This is a genomic window from bacterium (assembly GCA_008933615.1).
Lineage (GTDB): Bacteria > CLD3 > CLD3 > SB21 > SB21 > SB21.
On the sequence record WBUR01000022.1, the window covers coordinates 14,410 to 37,357 of the forward strand.

19 protein-coding genes and 1 tRNA gene are annotated in these 22,948 nt (G+C 43.5%); 5 read left to right on the forward strand and 15 right to left on the reverse strand.

The genetic code is table 11. From position 1 onward, the window contains the following. Positions 1 to 2 precede the first annotated feature (2 nt). The 7 genes from sucB to secD all read right to left on the reverse strand — a co-directional run bounded on the left by sucB (position 3) and on the right by secD (position 8,062). Positions 3 to 1,691: a 2-oxoglutarate dehydrogenase, E2 component, dihydrolipoamide succinyltransferase gene (sucB, locus tag F9K33_09475; GenBank protein ID KAB2879337.1), complete on the reverse strand. Its 1,689-nt coding sequence runs from the start codon at positions 1,689 to 1,691 to the stop codon at positions 3 to 5. A gap of 42 nt (positions 1,692 to 1,733) precedes the next feature. Further along, positions 1,734 to 1,822: transfer RNA gene (locus F9K33_09480), tRNA-Ser, on the reverse strand. 98 nt (positions 1,823 to 1,920) lie between these two features. Beyond that, positions 1,921 to 3,375: an Asp-tRNA(Asn)/Glu-tRNA(Gln) amidotransferase subunit GatB gene (gene gatB / locus F9K33_09485; GenBank protein KAB2879338.1), complete on the reverse strand. Its 1,455-nt coding sequence runs from the start codon at positions 3,373 to 3,375 to the stop codon at positions 1,921 to 1,923. Between the two features lie 17 nt (positions 3,376 to 3,392). Beyond that, complete coding sequence (locus tag F9K33_09490) at positions 3,393 to 4,667, reverse strand: adenylosuccinate synthase (protein ID KAB2879339.1); 1,275 nt, start codon at positions 4,665 to 4,667, stop codon at positions 3,393 to 3,395. Between the two features lie 96 nt (positions 4,668 to 4,763). Next, positions 4,764 to 5,102, reverse strand: a complete 339-nt coding sequence (locus F9K33_09495; protein ID KAB2879340.1) for an STAS domain-containing protein — start codon at positions 5,100 to 5,102, stop codon at positions 4,764 to 4,766. A 71-nt stretch (positions 5,103 to 5,173) separates the two neighbouring features. Next, positions 5,174 to 6,070, reverse strand: coding sequence for a protein translocase subunit SecF (gene secF, locus F9K33_09500; protein ID KAB2879341.1), 897 nt, complete (start codon positions 6,068 to 6,070; stop codon positions 5,174 to 5,176). A 36-nt stretch (positions 6,071 to 6,106) separates the two neighbouring features. Beyond that, positions 6,107 to 8,062: a protein translocase subunit SecD gene (gene secD, locus F9K33_09505; GenBank protein ID KAB2879342.1), complete on the reverse strand. Its 1,956-nt coding sequence runs from the start codon at positions 8,060 to 8,062 to the stop codon at positions 6,107 to 6,109. A 256-nt stretch (positions 8,063 to 8,318) separates the two neighbouring features. Here secD and lhgO point away from each other — a divergent pair, with 256 nt between their 5' ends. The 3 genes from lhgO (at position 8,319) to F9K33_09520 (ending at position 10,690) form a co-directional block, all read left to right on the forward strand. After that, a complete protein-coding gene (gene lhgO / locus F9K33_09510) occupies positions 8,319 to 9,533 on the forward strand; it encodes an L-2-hydroxyglutarate oxidase (protein KAB2879343.1) in 1,215 nt (404 codons plus the stop codon). Between the two features lie 112 nt (positions 9,534 to 9,645). After that, positions 9,646 to 10,299, forward strand: a complete 654-nt coding sequence (locus tag F9K33_09515) for a hypothetical protein (protein KAB2879344.1) — start codon at positions 9,646 to 9,648, stop codon at positions 10,297 to 10,299. Beyond that, positions 10,280 to 10,690 carry a hypothetical protein gene (locus tag F9K33_09520; GenBank protein ID KAB2879345.1) on the forward strand — a complete coding sequence of 137 codons (411 nt, stop codon included), beginning with the start codon at positions 10,280 to 10,282 and terminating at the stop codon, positions 10,688 to 10,690. Before F9K33_09515 ends, F9K33_09520 begins: the two co-directional genes overlap by 20 nt. 38 nt (positions 10,691 to 10,728) lie before the next feature. Here F9K33_09520 and F9K33_09525 read toward each other — a convergent pair whose 3' ends face one another. The 8 genes from F9K33_09525 to F9K33_09560 all read right to left on the reverse strand — a co-directional run bounded on the left by F9K33_09525 (position 10,729) and on the right by F9K33_09560 (position 20,421). Next, positions 10,729 to 15,159 (reverse strand): tetratricopeptide repeat protein, encoded by a 4,431-nt coding sequence (locus F9K33_09525; protein KAB2879346.1) that lies wholly within the window; start codon positions 15,157 to 15,159, stop codon positions 10,729 to 10,731. Between the two features lie 96 nt (positions 15,160 to 15,255). Beyond that, positions 15,256 to 15,678, reverse strand: coding sequence for a hypothetical protein (locus F9K33_09530; protein ID KAB2879347.1), 423 nt, complete (start codon positions 15,676 to 15,678; stop codon positions 15,256 to 15,258). Between the two features lie 12 nt (positions 15,679 to 15,690). Continuing rightward, on the reverse strand, positions 15,691 to 16,254 hold the full coding sequence (gene amrA, locus F9K33_09535; protein ID KAB2879348.1) for an AmmeMemoRadiSam system protein A: 564 nt from the start codon (positions 16,252 to 16,254) through the stop codon (positions 15,691 to 15,693). Between the two features lie 26 nt (positions 16,255 to 16,280). Further along, a complete protein-coding gene (aroE, locus tag F9K33_09540; GenBank protein KAB2879349.1) occupies positions 16,281 to 17,138 on the reverse strand; it encodes a shikimate dehydrogenase in 858 nt (285 codons plus the stop codon). 24 nt (positions 17,139 to 17,162) lie between these two features. Further along, positions 17,163 to 17,966: a hypothetical protein gene (locus F9K33_09545; protein ID KAB2879350.1), complete on the reverse strand. Its 804-nt coding sequence runs from the start codon at positions 17,964 to 17,966 to the stop codon at positions 17,163 to 17,165. A 115-nt stretch (positions 17,967 to 18,081) separates the two neighbouring features. Continuing rightward, on the reverse strand, positions 18,082 to 18,825 hold the full coding sequence (locus F9K33_09550) for a hypothetical protein (GenBank protein KAB2879351.1): 744 nt from the start codon (positions 18,823 to 18,825) through the stop codon (positions 18,082 to 18,084). A 173-nt stretch (positions 18,826 to 18,998) separates the two neighbouring features. Continuing rightward, positions 18,999 to 19,931, reverse strand: a complete 933-nt coding sequence (gene trxB, locus F9K33_09555; protein KAB2879352.1) for a thioredoxin-disulfide reductase — start codon at positions 19,929 to 19,931, stop codon at positions 18,999 to 19,001. 16 nt (positions 19,932 to 19,947) lie between these two features. Next, positions 19,948 to 20,421 carry a hypothetical protein gene (locus F9K33_09560; GenBank protein KAB2879353.1) on the reverse strand — a complete coding sequence of 158 codons (474 nt, stop codon included), beginning with the start codon at positions 20,419 to 20,421 and terminating at the stop codon, positions 19,948 to 19,950. A gap of 349 nt (positions 20,422 to 20,770) precedes the next feature. Here F9K33_09560 and F9K33_09565 point away from each other — a divergent pair, with 349 nt between their 5' ends. Both F9K33_09565 and F9K33_09570 read left to right on the forward strand, forming a co-directional pair. After that, positions 20,771 to 21,715 carry a hypothetical protein gene (locus F9K33_09565; GenBank protein KAB2879354.1) on the forward strand — a complete coding sequence of 315 codons (945 nt, stop codon included), beginning with the start codon at positions 20,771 to 20,773 and terminating at the stop codon, positions 21,713 to 21,715. Between the two features lie 251 nt (positions 21,716 to 21,966). Continuing rightward, positions 21,967 to 22,905 (forward strand): hypothetical protein, encoded by a 939-nt coding sequence (locus F9K33_09570; GenBank protein ID KAB2879355.1) that lies wholly within the window; start codon positions 21,967 to 21,969, stop codon positions 22,903 to 22,905. Positions 22,906 to 22,948 lie beyond the last annotated feature (43 nt).

Here is a 22,948-nt window from a genome sequence, read left to right on the forward strand (position 1 = left end):
AATTAAAGAGGCGTATTCATATCAAAATTCTCCAGATAATGTGTAACCCTCTGCAAAAATGCGCCGCCGAGCGCTCCATCCACGACGCGATGATCATACGACAGTGACGCAAACATAATCGAGCGTATCGCAATCGTATCATCGCCATCCGAAGACTCGATAACCACCGGACGTTTTTTGATCATCCCAACGCCCATGATCGCAACTTGCGGCTGATTGATGATCGGAAAACCTGCCGTGCTTCCAAAAACGCCCATATTCGTTAGCGTTATAGTTCCATCCTGAATTTCATCCAGTTTAAGTTTTTTCGTACGTGCCCGCATGGCCATATCATTGGCAGCCCGGCAAATACCCGTCAGATTCAACGTATCTGCATCTTTGATTACGGGAACTATGAGTCCGGTGTTATTCTCTATTGAAACAGCCATGCCGACATTGATATAATTTTTCTTAATAATCGTGGTGCCCTCGACAGAAACGTTGACCATCGGCAAGTCTTTCAGAGTTTTTGCCATGGCATCAATTAAAAATGGCGTATAAGTCAGCTTAAAACCTTCGCGTTTTTCAAATGCGTCTTTATGCTTCGTTCTGAATTTGACAATATTAGTCATGTCCACTTCGGTCATTGTATATACATGAGCCGATGTATCAACGCTTCTGCGCATATGCTCCGCCGTCAACTTACGAACGTTGTTCATTTCGATGAATTCTACACGCTCTTTGTTAAATCCGTACTTCACTTCGCTCGGCTGTTTTGCGACAGCCGAAGTAACGGCAGCAACTCTTGTAGTTTGCGGAGTAAAAACACCTTTACGGCGAGTACCCAAATATGCCATAATATCATTTTTCGTCACGCGGCGGTTCAATCCGCTGCCGGGAACGGTTTCCAGTTCCTGCATCGTGATTCCTTCTGTTTTGGCAATATTTCTAACCAATGGCGAATAAAACCTATCGCCGTTGCCGCCACTCAGCAGCGCGCCGGATTGAACGGTTGCCTTTACAGCGGGCGTAAGAATCTGATTCTGTTTCTGAAAATCTTCGATTGAACTTGAAAAGTGCATGGCCTCTTCTTTTTTTGTTTCCGTTTTAGACACCGAAGCGCCAACTTCACTTCCGATTCGAGCGACTAGTGTTCCAACCAATACTGTCTCACCTTCCGGCACCAGGATTTCTGTAATGAGTCCTGATACAGGCGAGGGAATTTCTGAATCCACCTTATCCGTACTTATTTCCAAAACGGTTTCATCCTTGGCAACCTTGTCTCCGACTTTTTTGTGCCACTTTAGAATTTTGCCCTCAGTAATGCTCTCGCCCATCTGCGGCATAACCATATCTACAGAACCTGCGGAACTCGGCGAAGCTGATTTCACCGGAGTTACTGCTGCGGATTTTTGATCGTCCTTTTTCTGAACAGAAGGTGTAGAAACGGGCTTTGATGATACGCTTACCGACGCATCAGTTTCTATGCGTGCGATCAAAGTCCCAACCGACACGGTTTCTCCCTCTGCAATTACTAATTCTGTGATGACCCCAGCGGTAGGAGAAGGGATCTCAGAATCCACCTTGTCCGTGCTGATCTCCAGAACGGTCTCATCTTTGGCAACTTTGTCGCCGACTTTTTTATGCCACTTTAGGATTTTGCCTTCGACAATACTTTCCCCCATTTGCGGCATGACCATGTCAACTTTCATAGGTCGCCTCCTTACGTTATGTTACTTTTATAAAACTTGAAGCGGAGAGAGTGAGATTCGAACTCACGGCACGGGGTTAGCCGCACACACGCTTTCCAGGCGAGCCAGTTAAACCACTCCTGCATCTCTCCTAAGACCATTTAATTTCGACACTATTCAACAAAAATCCACTTTTTTCAAAGCGGTGCAAGATAAAAAATATCGTTATGACCTGCAAGCAATTTTTCCGCTAGCCATGCTTCTTCAACTTCTCTTTCAATATCTCATTGGTCATACCGGGGTTGGCTTTGCCTTGTGATATTTTCATTACCTGCCCAACAAAATGTCCAAATAATGCCTTCTTGCCGCTCAGGTATTCCTTGAGCTGGGATTGGTTGGACTCGAACATTTTATCAACCAATTTTTCGATTTCTTCACGATTTGTGATTTGCAGTAATCCCTTTTCTTTCACGATAGTATTTGGATCTGCACCCTCTTTGCACATTTCTTCAAATACGCTTTTAGCCATCTTGCCGCTGATAGTTTCCTTAAGAATAAGATCCAGCATTATACCGAGATTTTTAGGCGTCACGATGAACTGATCCGCCTCTTGTTTGTTTTCTTTCATGACAGCCATCATCTCGCTCATGATCCAGTTGCTTGCGAGTTTTGCATCCTTCACAAATTTCAGAGTTTCTTCAAAATAATTTGCCAAAGATTTATTTAACGTCAACACTTCAGCATCGTATTTTGGAATTCCATACTCCTTCACAAAACGATCGCGACGCGCCTGCGGTAATTCAGATAAATTTTCAGAAACGGATTCAATCCACTCCTTTGAGACCTTTAACGGCACGAGATCCGGTTCTGGAAAATATCGATAATCATGCGCTTCTTCTTTGCTGCGCATGGCGCGGGATTCTCCTGCATTATCATCCCACAAAAGAGTTTGTTGAATGATCACACCGCCTTCCTTGAGCACTTTTGCTTGTCTTGCCATCTCATAGGCCAAAGCCCTTTCAACCGCCTTAAACGAATTCATATTCTTAAGTTCAGTCTTTGTTCCTAGTTTTTCAACGCCGACAGGGCGCATGGATATATTCGCATCACATCGAAGGCTGCCCTCCTCCATGTTTCCATCGCATATTTCAAGGTACTGGACGATCTGGCGTATTTTGGTAAGATAGGCGGTCACCTCTGCTGCAGATCGAAAATCCGGTTCAGATACAATTTCAATTAAAGGCGTGCCGCAGCGATTCAGATCAATAAATGTTGCGCTTCCTCCCGTTACTGCGTCATCATGAATAGATTTGCCGGCATCTTCCTCAAGGTGAATACGTTTGATACCGATGCGTTTGGTCTCCTCCCCAACTTCTATTTCAATCCATCCGTGTTCACATAAGGGTTTATCGAATTGTGAAATTTGATACCCTTTTGGCAAATCAGGATAAAAATAGTTTTTTCGCGCAAATATAGATTCGGCGGCAATAATGCAGTGCGCGGCGAGTCCCATGCGAATCGCAAATTCAACAGCCTGCTTATTCAGCACAGGCAAGGCCCCCGGAAGTCCCAGGCAAACCGGACAAGTTTGTGAGTTGGGTGTCCCGCCGTATGCCGCGCTGCAAGTGCAAAACGCTTTGGTATGCGTCAGCAGTTGACAATGAACTTCCAGCCCCATGACCGGTTCAAATAATTTATCACTCATAAAAACCTTGAATCAAATTATATCATAAGTGTACGATCTCGTTCCTGACCGACTGAAACAATTTTAATCTTAGCGTCTTCCATGAAATCTTCTATAAACTTTAAGTACGATCTGGCCTTTTCCGGAAGATCTGTATATTTTTTGGCATTGCTGGTATCCGATAACCAACCTTTAACGGTTGTATAAACAGGCTCAACTTTAGCAAGTTCTCCTGCATCCGTTACGGGATAATCTATTTTCACACCATCTACTTTATAAGCAATACATACTTTCAATTCGTCTAAAGTATCAAGTACGTCCAATTTTGTTATAGCCAATTCGTCAATACCGTTTACCACCATTGCATACTTTAGCTGTACAAGATCAAGCCAGCCGCAGCGACGCGGACGCCCGGTTACCGCGCCATACTCGCCCCCCAATTTTCTAATTTTTTCAGAAAATGTTTCATCAAACTCTGTTGGAAACGGCCCGTTGCCGACCCTAGTGGTATAAGCTTTTGCCACGCCCATCACATGATCGATTTTTGTCGGCCCCAAACCCAACCCCGTGCTGGCGCCGCCACTGCTGGAATTTGACGAAGTCACAAACGGATAGGTCCCGTGATCAATATCGAGCAGGGTACCCTGGGCGCCTTCGAGCAGGACTTCTTTGTTTGCCTTAACTGCCTCGTATAAATAAACAGCTATGTCTTTTACATATTCACTCAGCCGATTTCCCAGTTCATGAAACTGTTTGATCATTGGATCCGGAGCCAACTCCTCAGCGCCAAAAGCCTTAAGTATTTTATTTTTTTCAGATATATTTTTTTGCAGTTTTCCGGTTAGCTTCTCATGGTTCATTAAATCGATGGCTCGGATTCCGCAACGATCAATTTTATCCAAATAGGCAGGCCCGATGCCGCGCTGCGTGGTTCCCACCTGATTCTTTCCAAGATATTTTTCCTTCGCCTGGTCAATGAGCATGTGATACGGAAAAATAATGTGCGCATGCGGACTCACCATGATCCGGCCTTCCATTTTAATACCGCCCTTTGCAAGACCATCCAACTCCAAAAAGAACGCTATCGGATCAATAACAACCCCGTTGCCAAGAATACACATCACGCCGTCGTGCAATATGCCCGAGGGTATAAGCCTCAGTATATATTTCTTATCACCGTCCCATATCGTGTGACCTGCATTTGCACCGCCTTGATACCGCGCAACGACCTGAACTTTACTCGCAAGCAAATCTACAATTTTTCCTTTTCCTTCGTCTCCCCATTGGGCCCCAATAATAACTCTAACCGGCATGATTTCTTCCTTAGAATTGATAATATGCAAAAAATAACCCAAAACCTGCTGGCAGATCTTGGGTTTTGTACTATCATAGATTCATTAAATGCTACATCATGAGAAACTTTTTACCGCGTCATCTACGGTTTCAAATTGTTTGAAAACCGATGCCAATTTCGTAATCTGAAATATTTGCCTGATCTTCTGGGAAAGATTACTCAATCGTAAATCGCCGCCGTTGTTTTTGACATTGGTCAGATTGCTTATTAATATACCCAACCCGGAACTGTTGATTAGATCCACCGCCTGCAAGTTAACAATGAAGTTTTTTTTGCCTTCCTTTATCCAGCGATGCACTTCGTCGTTGAGTTGTGTCGCGTCCGGGCCGCCCAGGATGCTGCCGCAAACCTCCATTATCACAATTCCGTTTTTTTCAAGCGTGTTGAATTCCATATGAATTCTTTCTTATGATTAGACATCAAAACAAAATACACGATTTTCAAAACCCAGTCAAGTTGAGAAAATTATTTTGCTTTAGCTTTCAGGTCTTCGCCGGCCTGCCATTCGATTAATACCGGGCTTGCAACAAAAACCGAGGAATAAGTTCCAACTATGATGCCCGTGAGAAGCGCCCAGGCAAAAGGTCGAATTACTTCGCCACCAAGTATCAGCAGTACTATTACTGACAGCAAAGTCATGAATGACGTCATGATCGTCCGGCTCAAAGTTTCATTTATGCTTTTGTCTACAACCTGTTCAAAAGTCAAACCCCTTTTAAGTAATCGAAGATTTTCACGAATACGATCAAAAACGACAATAGTATCATTAACAGAATATCCGACAATCGTAAGAAACGCGGCAACCGCTCCGAGTGAAAACTCCAATCGTAAAACCACAAATACACCCAAGGTGATCAAAACGTCATGGGACAAAGCAATGACAGCGGCTAATCCCCACTTCCAGTGAAACCGGATGGCCAAATATACAATAATAAAGAATAAACCCCAAAGCGTAGCCCAAACAGCAGAACTTTTTAATTCTTCGCCGATCTTCGGCCCGACCTGGCTTACCGAACGCATTTCCGCCTGGTTAGCCGTAAAGTTGGCGTTTAACAAGTTCAAAACTTCGCCGGCTACCTTATCATTTTGTTCAATGACATGAATCAATACGTCACTTGGAGATCCGAAATTTTGTATACGATCGGCGCCAAATTTACTGGAAACAACCGAACGAACTTTTTCCAACTCAACCGGGTCCTTGAATTTCACTTCGAGTGAAGTTCCACCAACAAAGTCGACACCGTAGTTCAGATCCATAACAAAAAATAAAAGCAAACTCAATATGATCAAGCTGCCTGAGACCAGATAGGCCTTGGTTCGCAGCGCCACAAAGGCATAATTCTTATTAACCAAAAACTCCATTACAAATGCTCCTTACACTTTCGTGTATTATTTTTCTTAAACTTTTTGAGTTGCTATACGGTCATAATTCACGCCGATACTGATTCGTTGCTCTATCGTTGCACGATCGTAGATCAAATCCATAAGAACCCGTGTTACAAAAACTCCACAGAAAATTGTTGTAATAATTCCAATCATGAGCGTCAAGGCAAAACCCTTTATCGGGCCGGTACCAAACTGAAATAGTACCAAGCCGGTTCCAAAAGTGGTCAAATTAGCGTCAAGAATAGTAACAAATGCTTTTGAAAAACCCGTTTCTATAGATGCGCGAACGGTTTTGCCCAGACGTATCTCCTCACGGATACGTTCGTATATTAGCACGTTGGCATCTACAGCCATACCCATGGTCAAAATCATACCTGCAATGCCCGGCAATGTCAACGTAAATCCAAACCCGGTCAGAATTCCCATCAAAAAAAGCACATTAAGGACGAGCGCCATATCGGCAACGCCGCCTGAATTTCGATAATATATAATCATCGCAATAGCAACGACGATGAATGCAACCCAAAAAGCTAATTTTCCGCTGTCAATCGAATCTGCGCCGAGCGATGGGCCAATGGTGCGTTCTTCAATAATGTGAACAGGCGCCGGCAGAGAACCTGCGCGTAGTGCAATGGCAAGGCTCTTGGCTTCTTCCATGTTATCCATGCCTGTAATCTGGGTATTGCCGCCCGAAATTTTTTCAATGATATTCGGAGCCGATTGTACTCTGTCATCCAAAACTACTGCAATGCGTTTGTTAATATTCGCCCCGGTCACAACCGCCCAACGTTTGCTGCCGTCTGGAGTCATTTTTAGAGTGACGATAGGCCGCCCCGCCATACCGGGATCCATTCCCTGGTAAATATCCTGCTTCGCTTCGGTTACCACCGCGCCGGATAACTCCGCTGCTTTTTTTACAACGTAGGCGGCGTAAAATCCTTCATGAACTTCCTTATTGCTGAATAAAATTTCATTCGATTCACCGATAGCGGCTTGTACACCTGGCTTGATTTTTGTTCGGTCGCCGACTTTCATGAATAGCAGGGACCTCACGAATTCCAGGTTCTGCGCAGCAACATAAAAATCATAACCCGTTTGGCCGATCTGTTGTCCGATAATATATTGCGTAAACGGTTTCGCCCCGGATTGGATACCGGCCGTATCCGTTTTTGCAGTATCGCTTTCGGGCTTAAGCAATTCAGCCGATAGACCACTTAACCTGGTGGTATCTTTAGCAACTTTCACTGTTGAATCCGTCATTAAACCTTGCGCATTCAGCGTATCAATTCGCGCAAAATACGTATCCAATCTTTCAAATATGTTACCTGCATCCTGCGGATCACGGAGCAGTTTGAATTCGAGTAATGCCGTTTGCTGGATTAGATTCTTGGCAATAATAGGATCGTCAATTCCAGGCAATTCAACGACAATACGATGGTCGCCCTGTTTCTGAATTGTCGGTTCACTCACGCCGAACTGATCCACACGGTTCCTAATAATCGATTGGGCACGATCAACGGCGTCCTTAGCTTCGTCATTAAGAAATTTGACAACGCCGGCATCATCTTTATGTTTATCTCCCCAGTAATTAATCATCGGCAGGCTGGCTTCGGAAAAATGATTCTCCAATATCGTGGCAAAATTGGATTCCTGATCGGTGCGGTATTCGGCAGCCGCTTTCTCAAATATTTTTACAAATTCGTTATCTTTGGTCTTTACAAGATTCTCAAACAGCGTGACCACATCCGCTTCCAAAACAAGATGAATACCGCCTTTAAGATCAAGCCCTAGATTAATAGATTTGCCCTGAAGGTCGTTCAGTTCTTTGGTTCCCTCTGCCGATTCACGCATCTTCGCTTTATCGTCATTAGATAATCCATAGAATTTGAACGTCGGCCACAGTGCAACCAAGGATAACGCTATGCAAACGAGAATGATTCCTATCCTGACATTTTTGTTCTTAAACATTCCTTAAAACCCTCCAAGTAAACAAATAATTAACTATTTAATAGTTGATTATCCTATGTGATGTTAAAACTCAAGCTCTCCAAAAAGAGAGCCCAATATAGTTTGCGGTATCAAAAAAGTCAAGGGATTATTAGACATGCAAATGATATAGGTTTTTATTTTTGAATTATTTGTGATCAGTTCAAATAGTCGTTGAATATGAAACGAAGTTGATCGATATTTTACAGCTATACTTATATGTTTTATTTTTATTTGTATGTCCCAGCAGTTTGACATTGGTATTATCGGCGGCGGAATCGTCGGTTTGGCAACAGCTTATCGTCTATCGCAGCAATATCCTGGTCTAAAAAACGTCATCATTGAAAAAGAAAATCGGCTCGCGGCGCATCAAACAGGCCATAACAGCGGCGTTATTCATTCCGGGCTTTATTATAAACCGGGTTCGACAAAAGCTTCAACCGCCGTACGTGGCGCTCAAATGATGATTCAATTTTGTGAGGCGAACTCGATTCCATACGATCTGTGCGGAAAGGTTGTCGTAGCAACGGATGAAAGTGAGTTACCGGCTCTCGACGAACTTTATCGGCGAGGCGTCGCCAACGGCGTCGAGGACCTGAAAATCCTAAGCCGTGAAGAGTTGAAGGAAATTGAACCTCACGCTGCAGGAATACGCGCCCTGCATGTTCCGCACGCAGGAATTGTTGATTATGCGCAGGTTTCTGAAAAGTTAGGAGAACACATTCAGTTAGCCGGCTATCAAATTCTTCTGGGTTCGCGCGTAGTCTCTATTGCAAAGAACTCAAAAAATTGGATCTTGCGAACACCGCATGATGAAATTCAAGTCCGCTTTATCATCGGATGCGCAGGCTTATTTTCAGATCGCGTCGCACGTATGGGCAGAATAGATCCCATGGTCAAGATCGTGCCGTTTCGCGGCGAATATTACAAGATCAAACCCGATATGGACTACTTAGTAAAAGGACTCATTTATCCGGTTCCCGATCCGCGCTTTCCCTTTCTTGGCGTCCATTTTACCAATCTCATTCACGGCGGCGTCGAGGCCGGGCCGAATGCGGTGCTGGCATTCAAGCGCGAAGGTTATAAGAAAAGCGATTTCAATTTGATCGATACAATCGAAACACTCATTTATCCGGGCTTTCTAAAATTGGCCAAAAAAAATTGGCGTATGGGATTTGGCGAAATGAAGAGGTCGTACTGTAAAACGTTATTTGTCAAAGCGCTGCAGAAACTGGTGCCTGAAATTAAATCCTCCGATCTGATGACAGGCGGCTCCGGAGTGCGCGCGCAGGCTCTACTGCCCACTGGCAATTTAGCAGACGACTTTATGATCATCGCAAGCGCGCATGCCATACATGTCTGTAATGCACCGTCGCCGGCGGCAACGGCTTCGCTTTCGATAGCCGATACCATTGTTCAAAAAGCAGCCGAATGTTTTAACCTCTTAAATTAATTATTTTATGTTTTCTTTTTTTATAGAAAGATCATTCAGGTTCGAATGTCCTTGCGCCAAAGTCGAAATTTCTGATTGAACCATCCGCTAACTAATACGATGTGAGGTTGATATGATTAAATTTTTTACAATTCTATTATGTTTTGCAACCGCTTATCCTCCCCTGTTTGCTCAAAAAGATATTCGCGAGGTCACAGAAAATATTGCAGAAACAACGGTTTCGAATTTACAAGCACGATACAACAATAATCCGGGTGCGGTCAGAATCGGTGTATTTAATCTCGACCGGCAGGTTCTTAATGAAGCAAATCTTACTTACTCCATTTTTGAAAATTATATGACGGATCAGATCATCATTGGATTGATGAATAATAAAGAGCGAATTGAGTTTGACGTGGTTGAAAGAGGTTCACTTGAAAAAGTTCTTTTGGAACAGCAGTTGGCCATAAGCGATCTTGTTGATCAAAGTAAAAGTGTTGAAGCCGGGAAGTTACTGAATGCCAACGTTATACTGACCGGCTCGTATCAGGTATTGCCCGAAAATATTCAAATTACAATGAAGCTAACGGACGTTCAAACCGGCAGCCTTATCAGCGTCATGTCCTACGAAATTAAGATTGATAAAAGAGCAGATAATCTGCTTGGCATAAAGGACGAAATGGCCATTCGTGAAAAAAACCAACAACGACAGAAAGAATTATATCAGCAAAAAAAGGGGCGTTCGCATAGCTTTTTTTGGCGGCGGAATGAGCCTTATGTACCTTAATAGTTCGGGGAAAACCGATATCGACCATTATGCCGGAACGCTGGACGTATCCTTTGGTTATCGCCGAGTGGTGGCCAGCATTGGTTACGGATATTACTCATACAAATATAATCTGCGTAATAACCATTATCTTTTGGCTGGACTAAGTATTCGCATTATTTCCTTTTTAAGATTGGGCTATATGGTAGGATTACCGCTTGACAAGGATAATAGTTTAGGGCAAACCGTCAGCAGCGGGAGTCAAACGGCTCATTATCTCAAATGGACTGTTTTTGAACTTCGCCCATGTGACATTTCCCTGAATTATGCCGTGATTAATAAAAGAGCGTTTGCGCAATATTCAAATAATACTAACTTTGAATTTTGGGGCCTTGGCTTAAGTTTTCATTGACCGGCTTTAGCTTCTCGGAAAAAACCGCGACATCTGAACTATTTCATCAACTTTATCACCGCCTGCGCAAACTCACCTTGAGGCGCCCTCTGGAGATATTCTTTAAACTGCATTTTACTTTCAGCCGGCTGTTTGAGTTCGCGATATACCAACCCCAGATAATAATGATTTGCCGCCGCTTCTTTATCAAGATAACCTCGCTGGCTTTCAACCGCCTGCTCTAAGTACATTTTTGCATTTTTAAAATCGTTTTTGTGATAATAAATTATTCCGAATAAACCTTTGTACAGAAAATTCGTCGAGTCCTGAAGCCATGCCTGTTGTGCAAAATCCATCGCACGTTTCAGATCTTTTCCGGTTTTTACATACAGGCAGGACAATCGGTAAGCCGCAAAATCGAGACTGGGCCGGTTTTCAATTGCCCTTAAATAGTATTCAATGGCTTCGTGAGGAAGTTCGGCTTCCTCAAAATCCTTGGCGATGTCCGTGTACACGCGTGCTTTGTCAGGAAGCATGCCGAGTACAATTTCAAATTGAGCTTTTGACTCTGTCGTTCTGCCCCACTTTTGATACAGAATACCGAGATGACGATAAGCAAAATCGCTATAAATATCGTATTCAATGGTTGATTTGAACTCATCTTCAGCCTTTTTGAAATAGGCGTTCGCCGAGTCTTGCTTATTTGTCTTCATCAGGGCAATACCCATTTTGAAGTGAATCCATCCCATCGTGTCAAAGTAATAAGGATTGCGTTGCGACAATTCGATGGATTTTTGTGATAACTTCTCCGCTTCCGGCAGCCGTATCGCATCCGTCGCATAGCGCCAGGCCAGGTTATTGTAAGCGCCGTTCTCCTCCGGAAATTTTCGTATGTTCTCATAGAATAGCGAGTCGGCAATTTCCTGCATACCTGCAGACGTATAGAAATCCGCGTAGATCTGGTCGAGATTGGGCAGCGAAGGATTTGCCGCCTTTACAAAGTCGGCAGCTTCCAAAGATTTTCTGAGCAATGCCCATTTTTTTTGCGCTGTAAGAAAACGATTATTCACTTCCGTTTGATATAAGCCGCTCAAACTAAGATAATTTCCTATATTCTCTGGTTCGTATCGAATGGTGAATTGCGCTTGCTCATAAGCTTGTTCAAAATCTCCGGTCTCAGCCAGATAACCGGATAGTAAATTACGCGGGGTCGAAGTGAGCGGATTGATACGAATTGCCTGTTTAATCTCAGCAATAGCTTCGTCGTATTTTTTCTGAGCAAAAAGCGCGCTGGCCGTATATACGTAATTAATGATATTTGATTCGTCCAACTGTTTAGCCTTTTTAGTGATCTGCAGAACTTTGTCATAGTCATTTTGCGAAAGCATCAAGCTTGCACGGCGCAACACTAATTCAATGCTTGTGGGATTCAATTGCAGAAGAGTATCGAGAACAGCGGACGCCTGATCGTAATTATCTTTTTGCAGATGAATCAGCATGATCCCTTCCATCGCGCTCTCATAGGTTGGCAAAATAGTGAGCGCATCCCGATACTTCGACATAGCTTTTTCATACTGATGTTCCCCTATCGCTTTATCGCCCTGCCATTTTAGTTCAACCGCTTTGCCGGTTGTTATTGGCCCTTCCGTTACATTGATCTCTTTATCAAATGGAATAATGATCGCACATTCATTTCCGCTCTGCCGCCATTCCTGCAGGAAATCATCATATGAAACCGCCTGGTTATTAGCTACTGTCGGGTCATGCATGATGATCTGATGTTTGCTCTCGTCATAACCGATTACCACGACCACATGGCCGTATCCAAATGGCGTCAGAAAAACCAGAACCGGTATGCCTTGATCAATTCGTTCTTTGAGATCCTCTATCGTTCCGATATAGCCAAAGGACTTATATGTACCCAAACTTCGGGGATAAGAAAGGATATCATTGGACTGAGCTCCTGCATAATCGCTTTTAATAACTGAATAAATATCGTCTTGATCTATATAATGGTTATAATAGGACAACACCATAGACAGCGATGCAGCCGCGCATTGCGGGCCATGCTGCTTGACATAAGGAATATTTTCAATCACTACTTTTTTTGGCGGCTCCAGCTTCTCAAATTTGATATTAGTGAGAACGGCGCTATAGGACGCTTCCTGCAGTTCTGTAGTGGCTTTAAATTCGTTGAACTCTTTTGTCGAAAAATTATTAGAGAGCTTCCGTATCAATCGTTTCCCCGAATCAAATTCCAGTTCCGCAACGCCCCGATGTTGAATTGAAATGCGCCCTTGTTCTCCATACCGCGCCGCATCATAACTTCCGGTGATGCCATAATATTTTTTTCCATAGGCAATACCGTCGCTGATTTCTTCGAGCTCGGTCACCGCATCAATAGAACCCAGTTTGAAAACGTATTGATTGGATTTCCACATTTCTCCTTCGTATGTACGTTTTCTTAAGAATGCGCCGTGCAGATCTTCCATGACGGCTATTACAAAACGCGGCAAGGCGTGTGGATCGCTTTCCAGTAATCCGTAAATATTCGTGACTCCGTATACATCGGACATCCGTAAATATAATCGTTGCCCAATGGAACTCCGTTCTTTGGATGTCAATGCATACCCGTCGATAGAAATAATATCGAGCGCAAACTCAACCTCACCGTAATCAGTTATATCCTGAACTTGTTCCCGGAAAACGATAGTGAGTTCCCTCGACAGGTCGCCATTGGCATCAGCCCCGATGAGCGCATCGTTTTTGGATTTTACTTTCAGTGTGTACGTATTCGTCTGGCCGATTCTAAGTGAATCGTCAAAAACAACAAACCGATCTCCTACTCCTGCATAATCACTTCCAAGGCCATGGGTTTGCATATCTGAAACGGTTGGGCGAAAATAATCCGGATCTGCGACGATCAACCGATCATATGTTTTCACCGCATTGGTCATATCGGATTTATCGGCATATGTTTTTGCAAGGTAGTACATGGCATCAAAATCCAGCGAATCCAATTCCACCGCTTTGTTGAAATGCTGTATAGCTTTGTCATGAAAATCGATCTGGGAATATGTAAGGCCCAAATTATAATGAAAGACCTTTTGAATAACGGGATCGGAAGTAAATGTAACTCCCTTGACAAAAGACGTTTCAGCCAGTTTGTACTTGCCTGTTCGCATCCGCAGCAAACCAAGCTGCATGTATGCTTCGTAATAAGACGAATCAACGGACAAAGCGAGCTGCAGATAATATTCGGCAGAATCAGGCGATGACGCGCTTGTTCCTTTTTCATAATAGCGATACGCATCTTTATTAATTTTTCCATCTATCAACTTTTGAACCGTCACCATATAATCTCTGATATTGACCTGACGATTATCAAGTTCCAGAGAGCGTTGATAATATTCCTTCGCCTTGACCCAGTCCTGGCGGCGGAAATACAAATAAGCCGTATTGCCATATTCAAACGCGCCCATACGGCCTTGTTGAATTAATTTTTCGTAGTACCCTAATGCTTCTTCATCCTTGCCCAGAATAAAATTGATCCGGCCAAGTTCAGTCAGGACTAATGTAAAATTCGGCTCGATTCGTATAGCTTCTTTTAAAGAAGACAGGATGATTTCATATGCTTTTCGTTTATCTTTAACCGCATTTACGAGATCCATTTGCGATCGCGCGTCAAGATAATTGACAAAAGCGTTTTCATTAAATTGGCCCTTCAGGATAAGCCTGATGAGTCTTGCGTATTCGTTAACAAGATCGTCTTTGAATCCAATGGCCGCCGCTCGGTCAAACTGATTCAGCGCCAGCTCCCACAGCTTCATTCTCAGAAGACAATCACCGAATTCATAATACACACCAGCCTCGGCTGCTTTACCGGTTTTCACAACGCGGTCATACACCGGTATTGCCCTTGCATAATCCTTTTCATCGTAATAGAATCGCGCCAGTGATATCCACGAATCAAGACTACTGGAATCAAGCTCTGTGAGCTTCAGAAAGAAGACTTCAGCGCCCGGATCATTCAGGGCGCGGGCAGTTTCAGCCAGCCATACGACGCCATCTATATTATCCGGATAAGCGGCCGTATACCGCTGTAAACTGATATAAGCGCTTTCATATTCTTCCGTGTTAAAAAGCGCTTTCCCATACGGCAGATAAAGCTCAGTCATGCGGCTGTCTAATAACAGCGCCTTGCCGTAATTCTCCGCGGCCTTGCGATAAAGGCCTTGCCCGTCATATACTCTCGCCAGGGCAGCATTGGCCTCGGCAAAGTTATTGTCGATCCTCACAGCTCTCCGATACGCGTCCAGAGCGGATCGCCACTGGGACATTCCCTTTTTTTCAAAAGACCGGCCTTTTAAGTAGAATTCCTTAGCTGCCTTATTTTGAGTTGACAGCGGAATCGATGTGCAGGAAATCGTCCACGATAACGCCAAGACAATAAGCGCTGAAACGTATGACGATGCAATTTTGAATTTCATGTTACCTCAACATTTAGATAAGAAGCGCGTGCATATTGTACAAAAAAGGCGACACGGTGTCGCCTTGACGAAGAACGCGCGATGTGAAATATGAATTTATAAAACTCTGAATATGACCGATTGTTCCACGGCACAGTCGCCTTGGTTTAGCGGAATTTTTACAAATTGCATTTGCAGGAAAATCCCTTTCATACACTCCAGAAAACCAGCATTCTTAGTGCCGTCAAACACGATCGTCACGGAATCGACATTTCCGGCTGGCTTGATAACAAAACGAAATCTCACTTTAAATTCCCTCGCTTCACCGGATGTAATATTCCTGCCGTAGCAATTCGCAAAATACTGCGTCTTTAGATTGACCCGTTCCGCGATCTCGCTTTCCTCTCGTCCTTTGCCGTACACTGCAGGGGCAGTGCAGAAGATACTTAAACTTCCGCTTTGTGCATCTTGCGCGTTCGCTATGTCACAACTCGGCAAAAACGCAAACAACAATCCGGCAAAAAGAATAAAGTTATTCATTCATCCCCATTTTTAATTAATTCCTTCTTCATTGAAAACTAACGCGGTGAAACAGTAAATAACCGTCTCTGGCTTTTTCCATGCGTTTTTTGGCAATCCCGCTTTAATGCAAGTCTGTTCAAGGAATGTTTCCCTGTCCCATCGGTATTCCGTAGCAACTTGCGGAAGCAATAAGCCATGGTGGAACCCGCTCTCTATCAAGAGCCCGTGTTGACCGGGCAAGATACTTTCGACATCTTTGACTTTTTTCATCGGCGATAATACGCTGATTTCAATTTCGATGTTCCCTAATTCACCAACCGTTAATGGGCTAAAACGATTATCATGCAGAGCAGCTGATACAGCGGCCTTACTGACCGTCTCGGCAAGCGGTTCGTTGCTTTGGATATAACCCACACACCCGCGCAGGTGCTGATCAATCTCGATTGTGACAAAGGCTCCTGCTTTTATTTCTAACGAAGGAGAAATAGTGTAGCTTGCCGCCAAATCCGGTACCGGCACTCCTTTCACGGACGATACAATCGATTGCCGTGCGATGTCCAGTAAAAGTTTTTTTTCTTCAGCAGATAAATTCATATGTAGTTGAAATATAAGTCTGAAGACTACTGATTATCAACTTTTTCCAATAAGTTTTTTTTTACAATCTCGATGGGCATGATTCGCTCAGTCCACAAATAAAATGCCGCCGCTGCTTGTTCAACCAACATGTCGAGTCCGTTGATCGCAACTGCTCCGGAAACGTGCGCATACTGCAAAAACAGCGTTTTTATCGGATCGTAAATAAGGTCATAAACAATCATTTCGGAATCAAAAAAATCAGGCTCAACGAGGCATTCTTCCGAAGCTAACCCTACCGACGTTGTATTGACGATGACTTTGGACCCAAGTTTTGGCCATTCATCTGACGAAACAAACCGCAGTGGAATTTCAGGCCTTATGGATGCAAAGTCACTGATCAATCGCAACGCGCGTTCTTGAGTGCGGTTGTAAATAAAAATTTCGCCGACATCATAATTATTTATTAATGCATATATCACAGCCCGTGCGCTGCCGCCTGCGCCTAGAACCAACACTTTCTCATTTTCAATATTTTTTCGGAAGGGCTCCATTGATTTTGTAAACCCTACGACGTCCGTGTTATAACCGATCCATTTACCGCGCTTTTGGACAACCGTATTCACAGAACCGATCAATTTTGCCTCAAACGAAACTTCATCCAAATAGCCGGTCACAGCAACTTTGTGTGGAACGGTCACACTGAACCCGGCAACGCCAAGCGCTTTAAATCCGCTTAGAGATCCTCTGAGATCGAGACTATCAAACGCCAGAAAAACGGCATTGATACCTGACAATTTAAATGACGTATTGTGAATAAGCGGTGAAAGGGAATGTCGGATTGGAGAACCAATGAGGGCATATAATTGAGTAGAACCATTAATTTCAATTGAAGAATCAGTCATGCTCAGAATCAGATCCGATCAGATTTATGGCAAAAGGGCTTGGTTGTTTGAAAAAACATCCTCGTTTACTTGATCTAATATTTTAATTTTTTCCGTTTTGATCGTTCTGTTTTTCCTCATATTCTGTTTTTCCGTAGAAAATTTCATGGCGCCGTACGGCTTCCAGTTTTTCCAATAATACGATCCGTCTTCCGAGTCCTGAAGAAAAAATCTCCATTGGTCCATCAGGTATGTTTCCGGATTGATGAAAGCCCAATACTGATCCTTTGGCGTGAGGCCAACCTGATCGAAAGTCAGATGCAACGTTTCATAATTAATTCCGGACGCAGAATCCTTTTGCAGGCCGTTATAGTTCAGCGTAACGCCGGGATCCCTCAATTTCCACGGCATGATGATCCAGTACGTATCGTTAATGAAACGGTTGTAACCGTACTGAAGTTTATCCTCCGCCTCTTTTGCATCCAACAATTTACCGTCAACGTACGCCCGCCCCCTTTTCTTATTAATGTCCTCATACAGCATACAATAGGATTTTCCATCTCTCATTTTTCCCTGCACGCGGTAGCGTCCGGTGAATTTATCCCATACATGCTGATGCCTTGAGACTTCCTTCCCGTCTGCTTCAACAACAAAATCAAACCTGAAATAACGCGTTTCATTCCATGCGTTTAGACCGCCCATCGCGTTCATCATACGGTCGGCAAGTTCCAGAGCCTTATTATCAGTGGTATTGCCTTTTCCTGCGGTTTCATTTCTCGATGGCGTCGATTGTTTGGTTCCGCAGGCGCTCACGAAAAGAATCAAAATATAAATAAATCGAATATTCATTAAACTCTATTTTTGAGTGTCACAACTCGGTTAAAAAAACGATTAGCCACGAATCCACACAAATTTCCACAAAAAATTCAAATTCGTGAAAACTTGTGCCGTTTGTGGCTAATAATTACTTCTGAGTCTTGATCTTTGCTTTTTGCGTCAGCAGGTAATCTTCGTCCACCGTCTGCCATTTAACGCCGTAAGATCCGAGTGACGTTACGTCATATAATAGAAAAAATTTTCCGTTTTTCATTTTAAAAATCTGCACCTGCAGTACTTTTTCATCGGAATCGTTCGTTAAATTATCAAATATAGAATATCCGCGTAATTCTGCGGGAGTGATTTCAGGACCAAGATCCTCGTCAAGAATGTACGGAACAAGCTCGTTGTTAAAAGAATACTCCTCGTATTTGGTAAAACTGGAACCTGCAAATCCTCCGCCGACCATGCCGCCTAAAATTACTGCCATGGAAAGAGGATGGGCCATAGCCGCAGCCCCGCCCTCGCTGGATGCCGCTGAACCTACTGCATAACCTCCGGCAATCCCCAAAACACCGCCGATCACCGAGCCCCAGATAATTTTCTTCTTCTTATTGTGATCTCCGGAAAAAACAATTTTTGAAATGACTTCAACGGGCAATTCGGCATTTTGTCCGTTCTGCGAAACCACCAATTTATCATTTGAGGCGCTCATTATTTTCGTCTCAAAGTCAACATTGGCTATGAATACCGTTACGCGGGCATGCGTCTTGTTTTCTTTATTCGCCTGCCAATCCGCTTGATTGAGCATCTGGCTGCGCGGTCCGCAACTAATAACCAGAATCGTAAACAATAAAAACGCTAAGCCTCTAAGGAGATTTTTTGGCAACATGACTTGAACTCCGGGTAAGTTTATCATTGAAAACATATCTATTCGTTATAGTCCGCAAGAATCAATCACCACCGTTACAAAATTCTTGGATTGCTGTGTCATCCAGTTGTATTTCGCAAAATCTTCTTTTCTCTGTGCACTCCGTTTCTCCGTGGTAAGTGTTTGCATTTCGTCTAATGCGCTAAATATCTTTCGGCATCGATTGCCGCCATACATCCGCTGCCCGCCGCCGTAACCGCTTGACGGTAGTAACTGTCCTGCACGTCTCCGCATGCAAATACCCCGGGAATATTGGTTTTAGTGGACGTGCCTTCCGTGATCAGATATCCGTTTTCATCCATATCCAAGATTCCCTTGAATAAATCGGTGTTCGGTTTGTGTCCGATCGCAAGAAAAAATCCCTGCGTTGGAACATCTGAAATAACGCCGGTTTTCACATTTTTGACTTTCAGAGATTTAATATGCGAATCCTGTGTTCCTACTATATCCACCACTTCGGAATCCAAAAGATATTTGATCTTTTCATTTTTTTTGGCGCGCTCGATCATGATCTTCGATGCGCGGAATTCCTGCCGGCGATGAATCAGCGTTACGGAGTTTGCGAATTTCGTGAGGAACGTTGCTTCCTCCATTGCCGTGTCTCCCCCGCCGACCACGTGAATATCTTTTCCTTTAAAGAAGAACCCGTCGCAGGTCGCGCATGCCGAAACGCCGTAGCCCATCAATTCTTTTTCTTTGGGCAATCCAAGTAATTTTGCCGACGCGCCGGTTGATATAATTACAGTTTCTGCAAGATGTTCCACCCCGCCGTCGTCCACTACTTTGAACGGTCTCTTAGAAAAATCAACTTTCTCAATAGACTTAAATTCGCATTTTGCGCCAAAACGTTTTGCCTGCTCTCTGAATAGCTCCATCATTTCCGGCCCCAAAATACCTTTGGGAAAACCGGGATAATTTTCAACTTCTGTTGTAATAGTCAATTGTCCGCCGGGTTGATTTCCTTCAAAAACAATTGGATTTAAATTAGCTCGTGATGCATAAATAGCCGCGGTCAAACCTGCCGGGCCGGAACCGATAATAATGACGTGGTGTACTGTCGCGCCCAAGTGTTATACTCCTTTTCTACAAATTGGTTAAACTTAATTTTCGCAGCCGGTTAAATAAAAACCACTGCAGCGGAATCTGTATCGCCAACTGGACACATCCGCCGATCAAAAAGTACTGCAGTGTCTGCGTCCAATCGATCCACCGAACTAATAACAGCGCCATTGTAAATAATATTCCGGATAAAAAAAAGAAAAAAGGCGCGCGGCTCACGTAAGCCTTTAAAGAAAAAGGTTTATTGAACTTTTCTGAAACAAAAAAATACCACGCACGATCAGCAAACCAGCCTGAAAATGTGATGGAAAGACATAAAGCTAGTATTTTTAGCCAGACGAAAATATCCATATTCGATCCTAACAATACAGTTCCAAACCAGATGAACATTGCGCTGACATTTGCGAATGTAAAATTTCTCACCGTCCCGTTCCATACTGTTTCCGAGTCGGAACTGAGCAGATAGTTTTTCATCGATTGATGTTCTTCGGGGGTCATAGTTTCATACTTTAATAGATTCTGTGCGACAAGAAGATAAAGTAAAATCAGCCTGAAATCAATTAATCGGACATAAAATTTTGTTATTCTTCTCTCAACGAGTAATTGCTTTTTTTTGGCAGCTTTTGCCGGAGGTATTCTACAGTAAGAAAATATAAAAAAACATGACGAAGGTCATTGTTTTTAAAAAAAATTTTCATACATTTTTTATACGTAGCCCATCTAAAAAAGCCAAATAACCAATCACGGAGGTGACTATGACCTGCAACTCACGATTGGCATGCAATCTGCCGGGGGGGGGTAATACTCTTCTGCATTTTTCCTTTTAAAGTAGTGAAGGAGATCAATCATGAAACCGTATATATATATTGCAGTCTTTGTTTTCTGGACTGCCTGTGACTCATCGGAAAAACACACCATAAGTCCCCCGCAGCTCAAAGGGAAGATCGTGTATTCAAAACCAATCGTTTCGCTTCCGTTACGGGTCCTGGTTGCTCGGGATCTGGACAGCGTTTCGGAGCAATATATATCAGATTCCACCGATGGTTATGGTTCTTTCAATGAGCCAAATTGGAGTCCTGATGGAAATAGAATAGTATGTACTTTTTTTGGTTTTGAGGGGCCTTTCAAATTGTTCATTTATGTTAACTCAAAGAAATATGTAACGCTCTCGTCTTATTTTGATTATGAACCATTATGGAGTCCGGGTGGAGACAAAATACTCTCTTCAGTAGGATATTTTACTTTCCAAATTATTGACACCATTTCAAATACAGTCTATTATAATGGCCCTGACTCTTCAGTATGGAATTCAAAAGTAGTCTTCTTGAAGAAAGGCCACGTGCGATGGAATACGGAAGAAGAGATTTTCTTAGTCGCCACACCGCATAGGCCTGACTATCCGCCACATGCTCAGCATGACAGCCTGCGCGAGATATACCGGTACAATTATGTGACAGAGACTTTGGTAGAGCGTATGACAAATAATCTGCTGGATGAGAGTAACTTCGAGATCTCATCGGACCGCCAGCGTATTGTTTTCAGCCGCGGTTATGAGGCAGATAAAATCACCTACCTGATGAATATCTCCGACACGTCGGCTACGCCGATCATTCAAGGCAAGCACGAGACGGTGAGATGGTTTGGCAAGACGCATTATTTGTATTATGTCCGCTTCCCGAATCCCACGGTGTATGTCATGGACACCGATCATCCGGAGAAAGAATACGAATTAATGCCCGTCTATGATGCCAATATCGACATCTGGGCACAGCCGGATAGCGTGGGAGATTGAGAACTCAAGAAAAAAACAGTGCCATTTTTTATGAAGTACTTGCACTAATGGTCTATGAAGAAGTCTCCGGTCAAAACGGAGATTTCTTTTTTGTTAAGAATCCTTATTGATTGTGGACACCCCACAAATGGGATGGATTAGACGATTCCGGGAACGCGGTTGCCAGCGGCGTATACCTGTATCGCATGCAGGCGGGCAGCTATATCCAAACACGCAAAATGATGCTTTTAAAGTAGTGAAGGAGATCAAACATGAAACCGTATATATATATTGCAGCCTTTGTTTTCTGGACTGCCTGTGACTCATCGGAAAAACACACTATTAGCCCCCCACAGCTCAAAGGCAAGATCGTGTATTCAAAGCCAGTTGCTTCACTTCTCAAAAATGTCTTAGTTGTTCGGGATCTAGACAGCGTTTCGGAGCAATATATATCAGATTCCACCGATGGTTATGAGTCGTTTAGAGAACCAAATTGGAGCCCTGATGGAAAAAGAATCGTGTGCACATATTCTGGATTTGAGGGGCCATTTAAACTATTCATCTACACAGACTCAAGGACATATGTATCTCTCTTTCACTATGCAGATAATACGCCATTGTGGAGTCCTGGAGGAGACAAGATACTTTCCTCATTTTTGTATTTCTCTTTCTCAATTGTTGATACACTTTCCAGTACGATTCGTCTTGGTGGGCCTGACTCTTTAGTATGGAATTCAAAAGTAGTCTTCTTGAAGAAAGGCCACGTGCGATGGAGCGCAGAAGAAGAGATTTTCTTAGTTGCTACACCGCAGAGGGGTACTGAATATGCGCAGTATGACAGTCTTCGCGAGATATACCGGTATAATTATGTGACAGAGACTTTGGTAGAGCGTATGACAAATAATCTGCTGGATGAGAGTAACTTCGAGATCTCATCGGACCGCCAGCGTATTGTTTTCAGCCGCGGTTATGAGGCAGATAAGATCACTTACCTGATGAATACTTCCGATACGACGGCCACGCCAATCATTCAAGGCGAGCACGAGACGGTGAGATGGTTTGGTAAAACGCATTATTTGTATTATGTTCGCTTCCCGAACCCGACCGTCTATGTCATGGACACGGATCATCCGGAGAAGGAATATGAATTAATGCCCGTCTACAACGCTAATATCGACATCTGGGCACAGCCGGATAATGCAAAGAATTAGAATGTGAGTCTATAAACGAATGTACGATGATTTGAAATTGTAA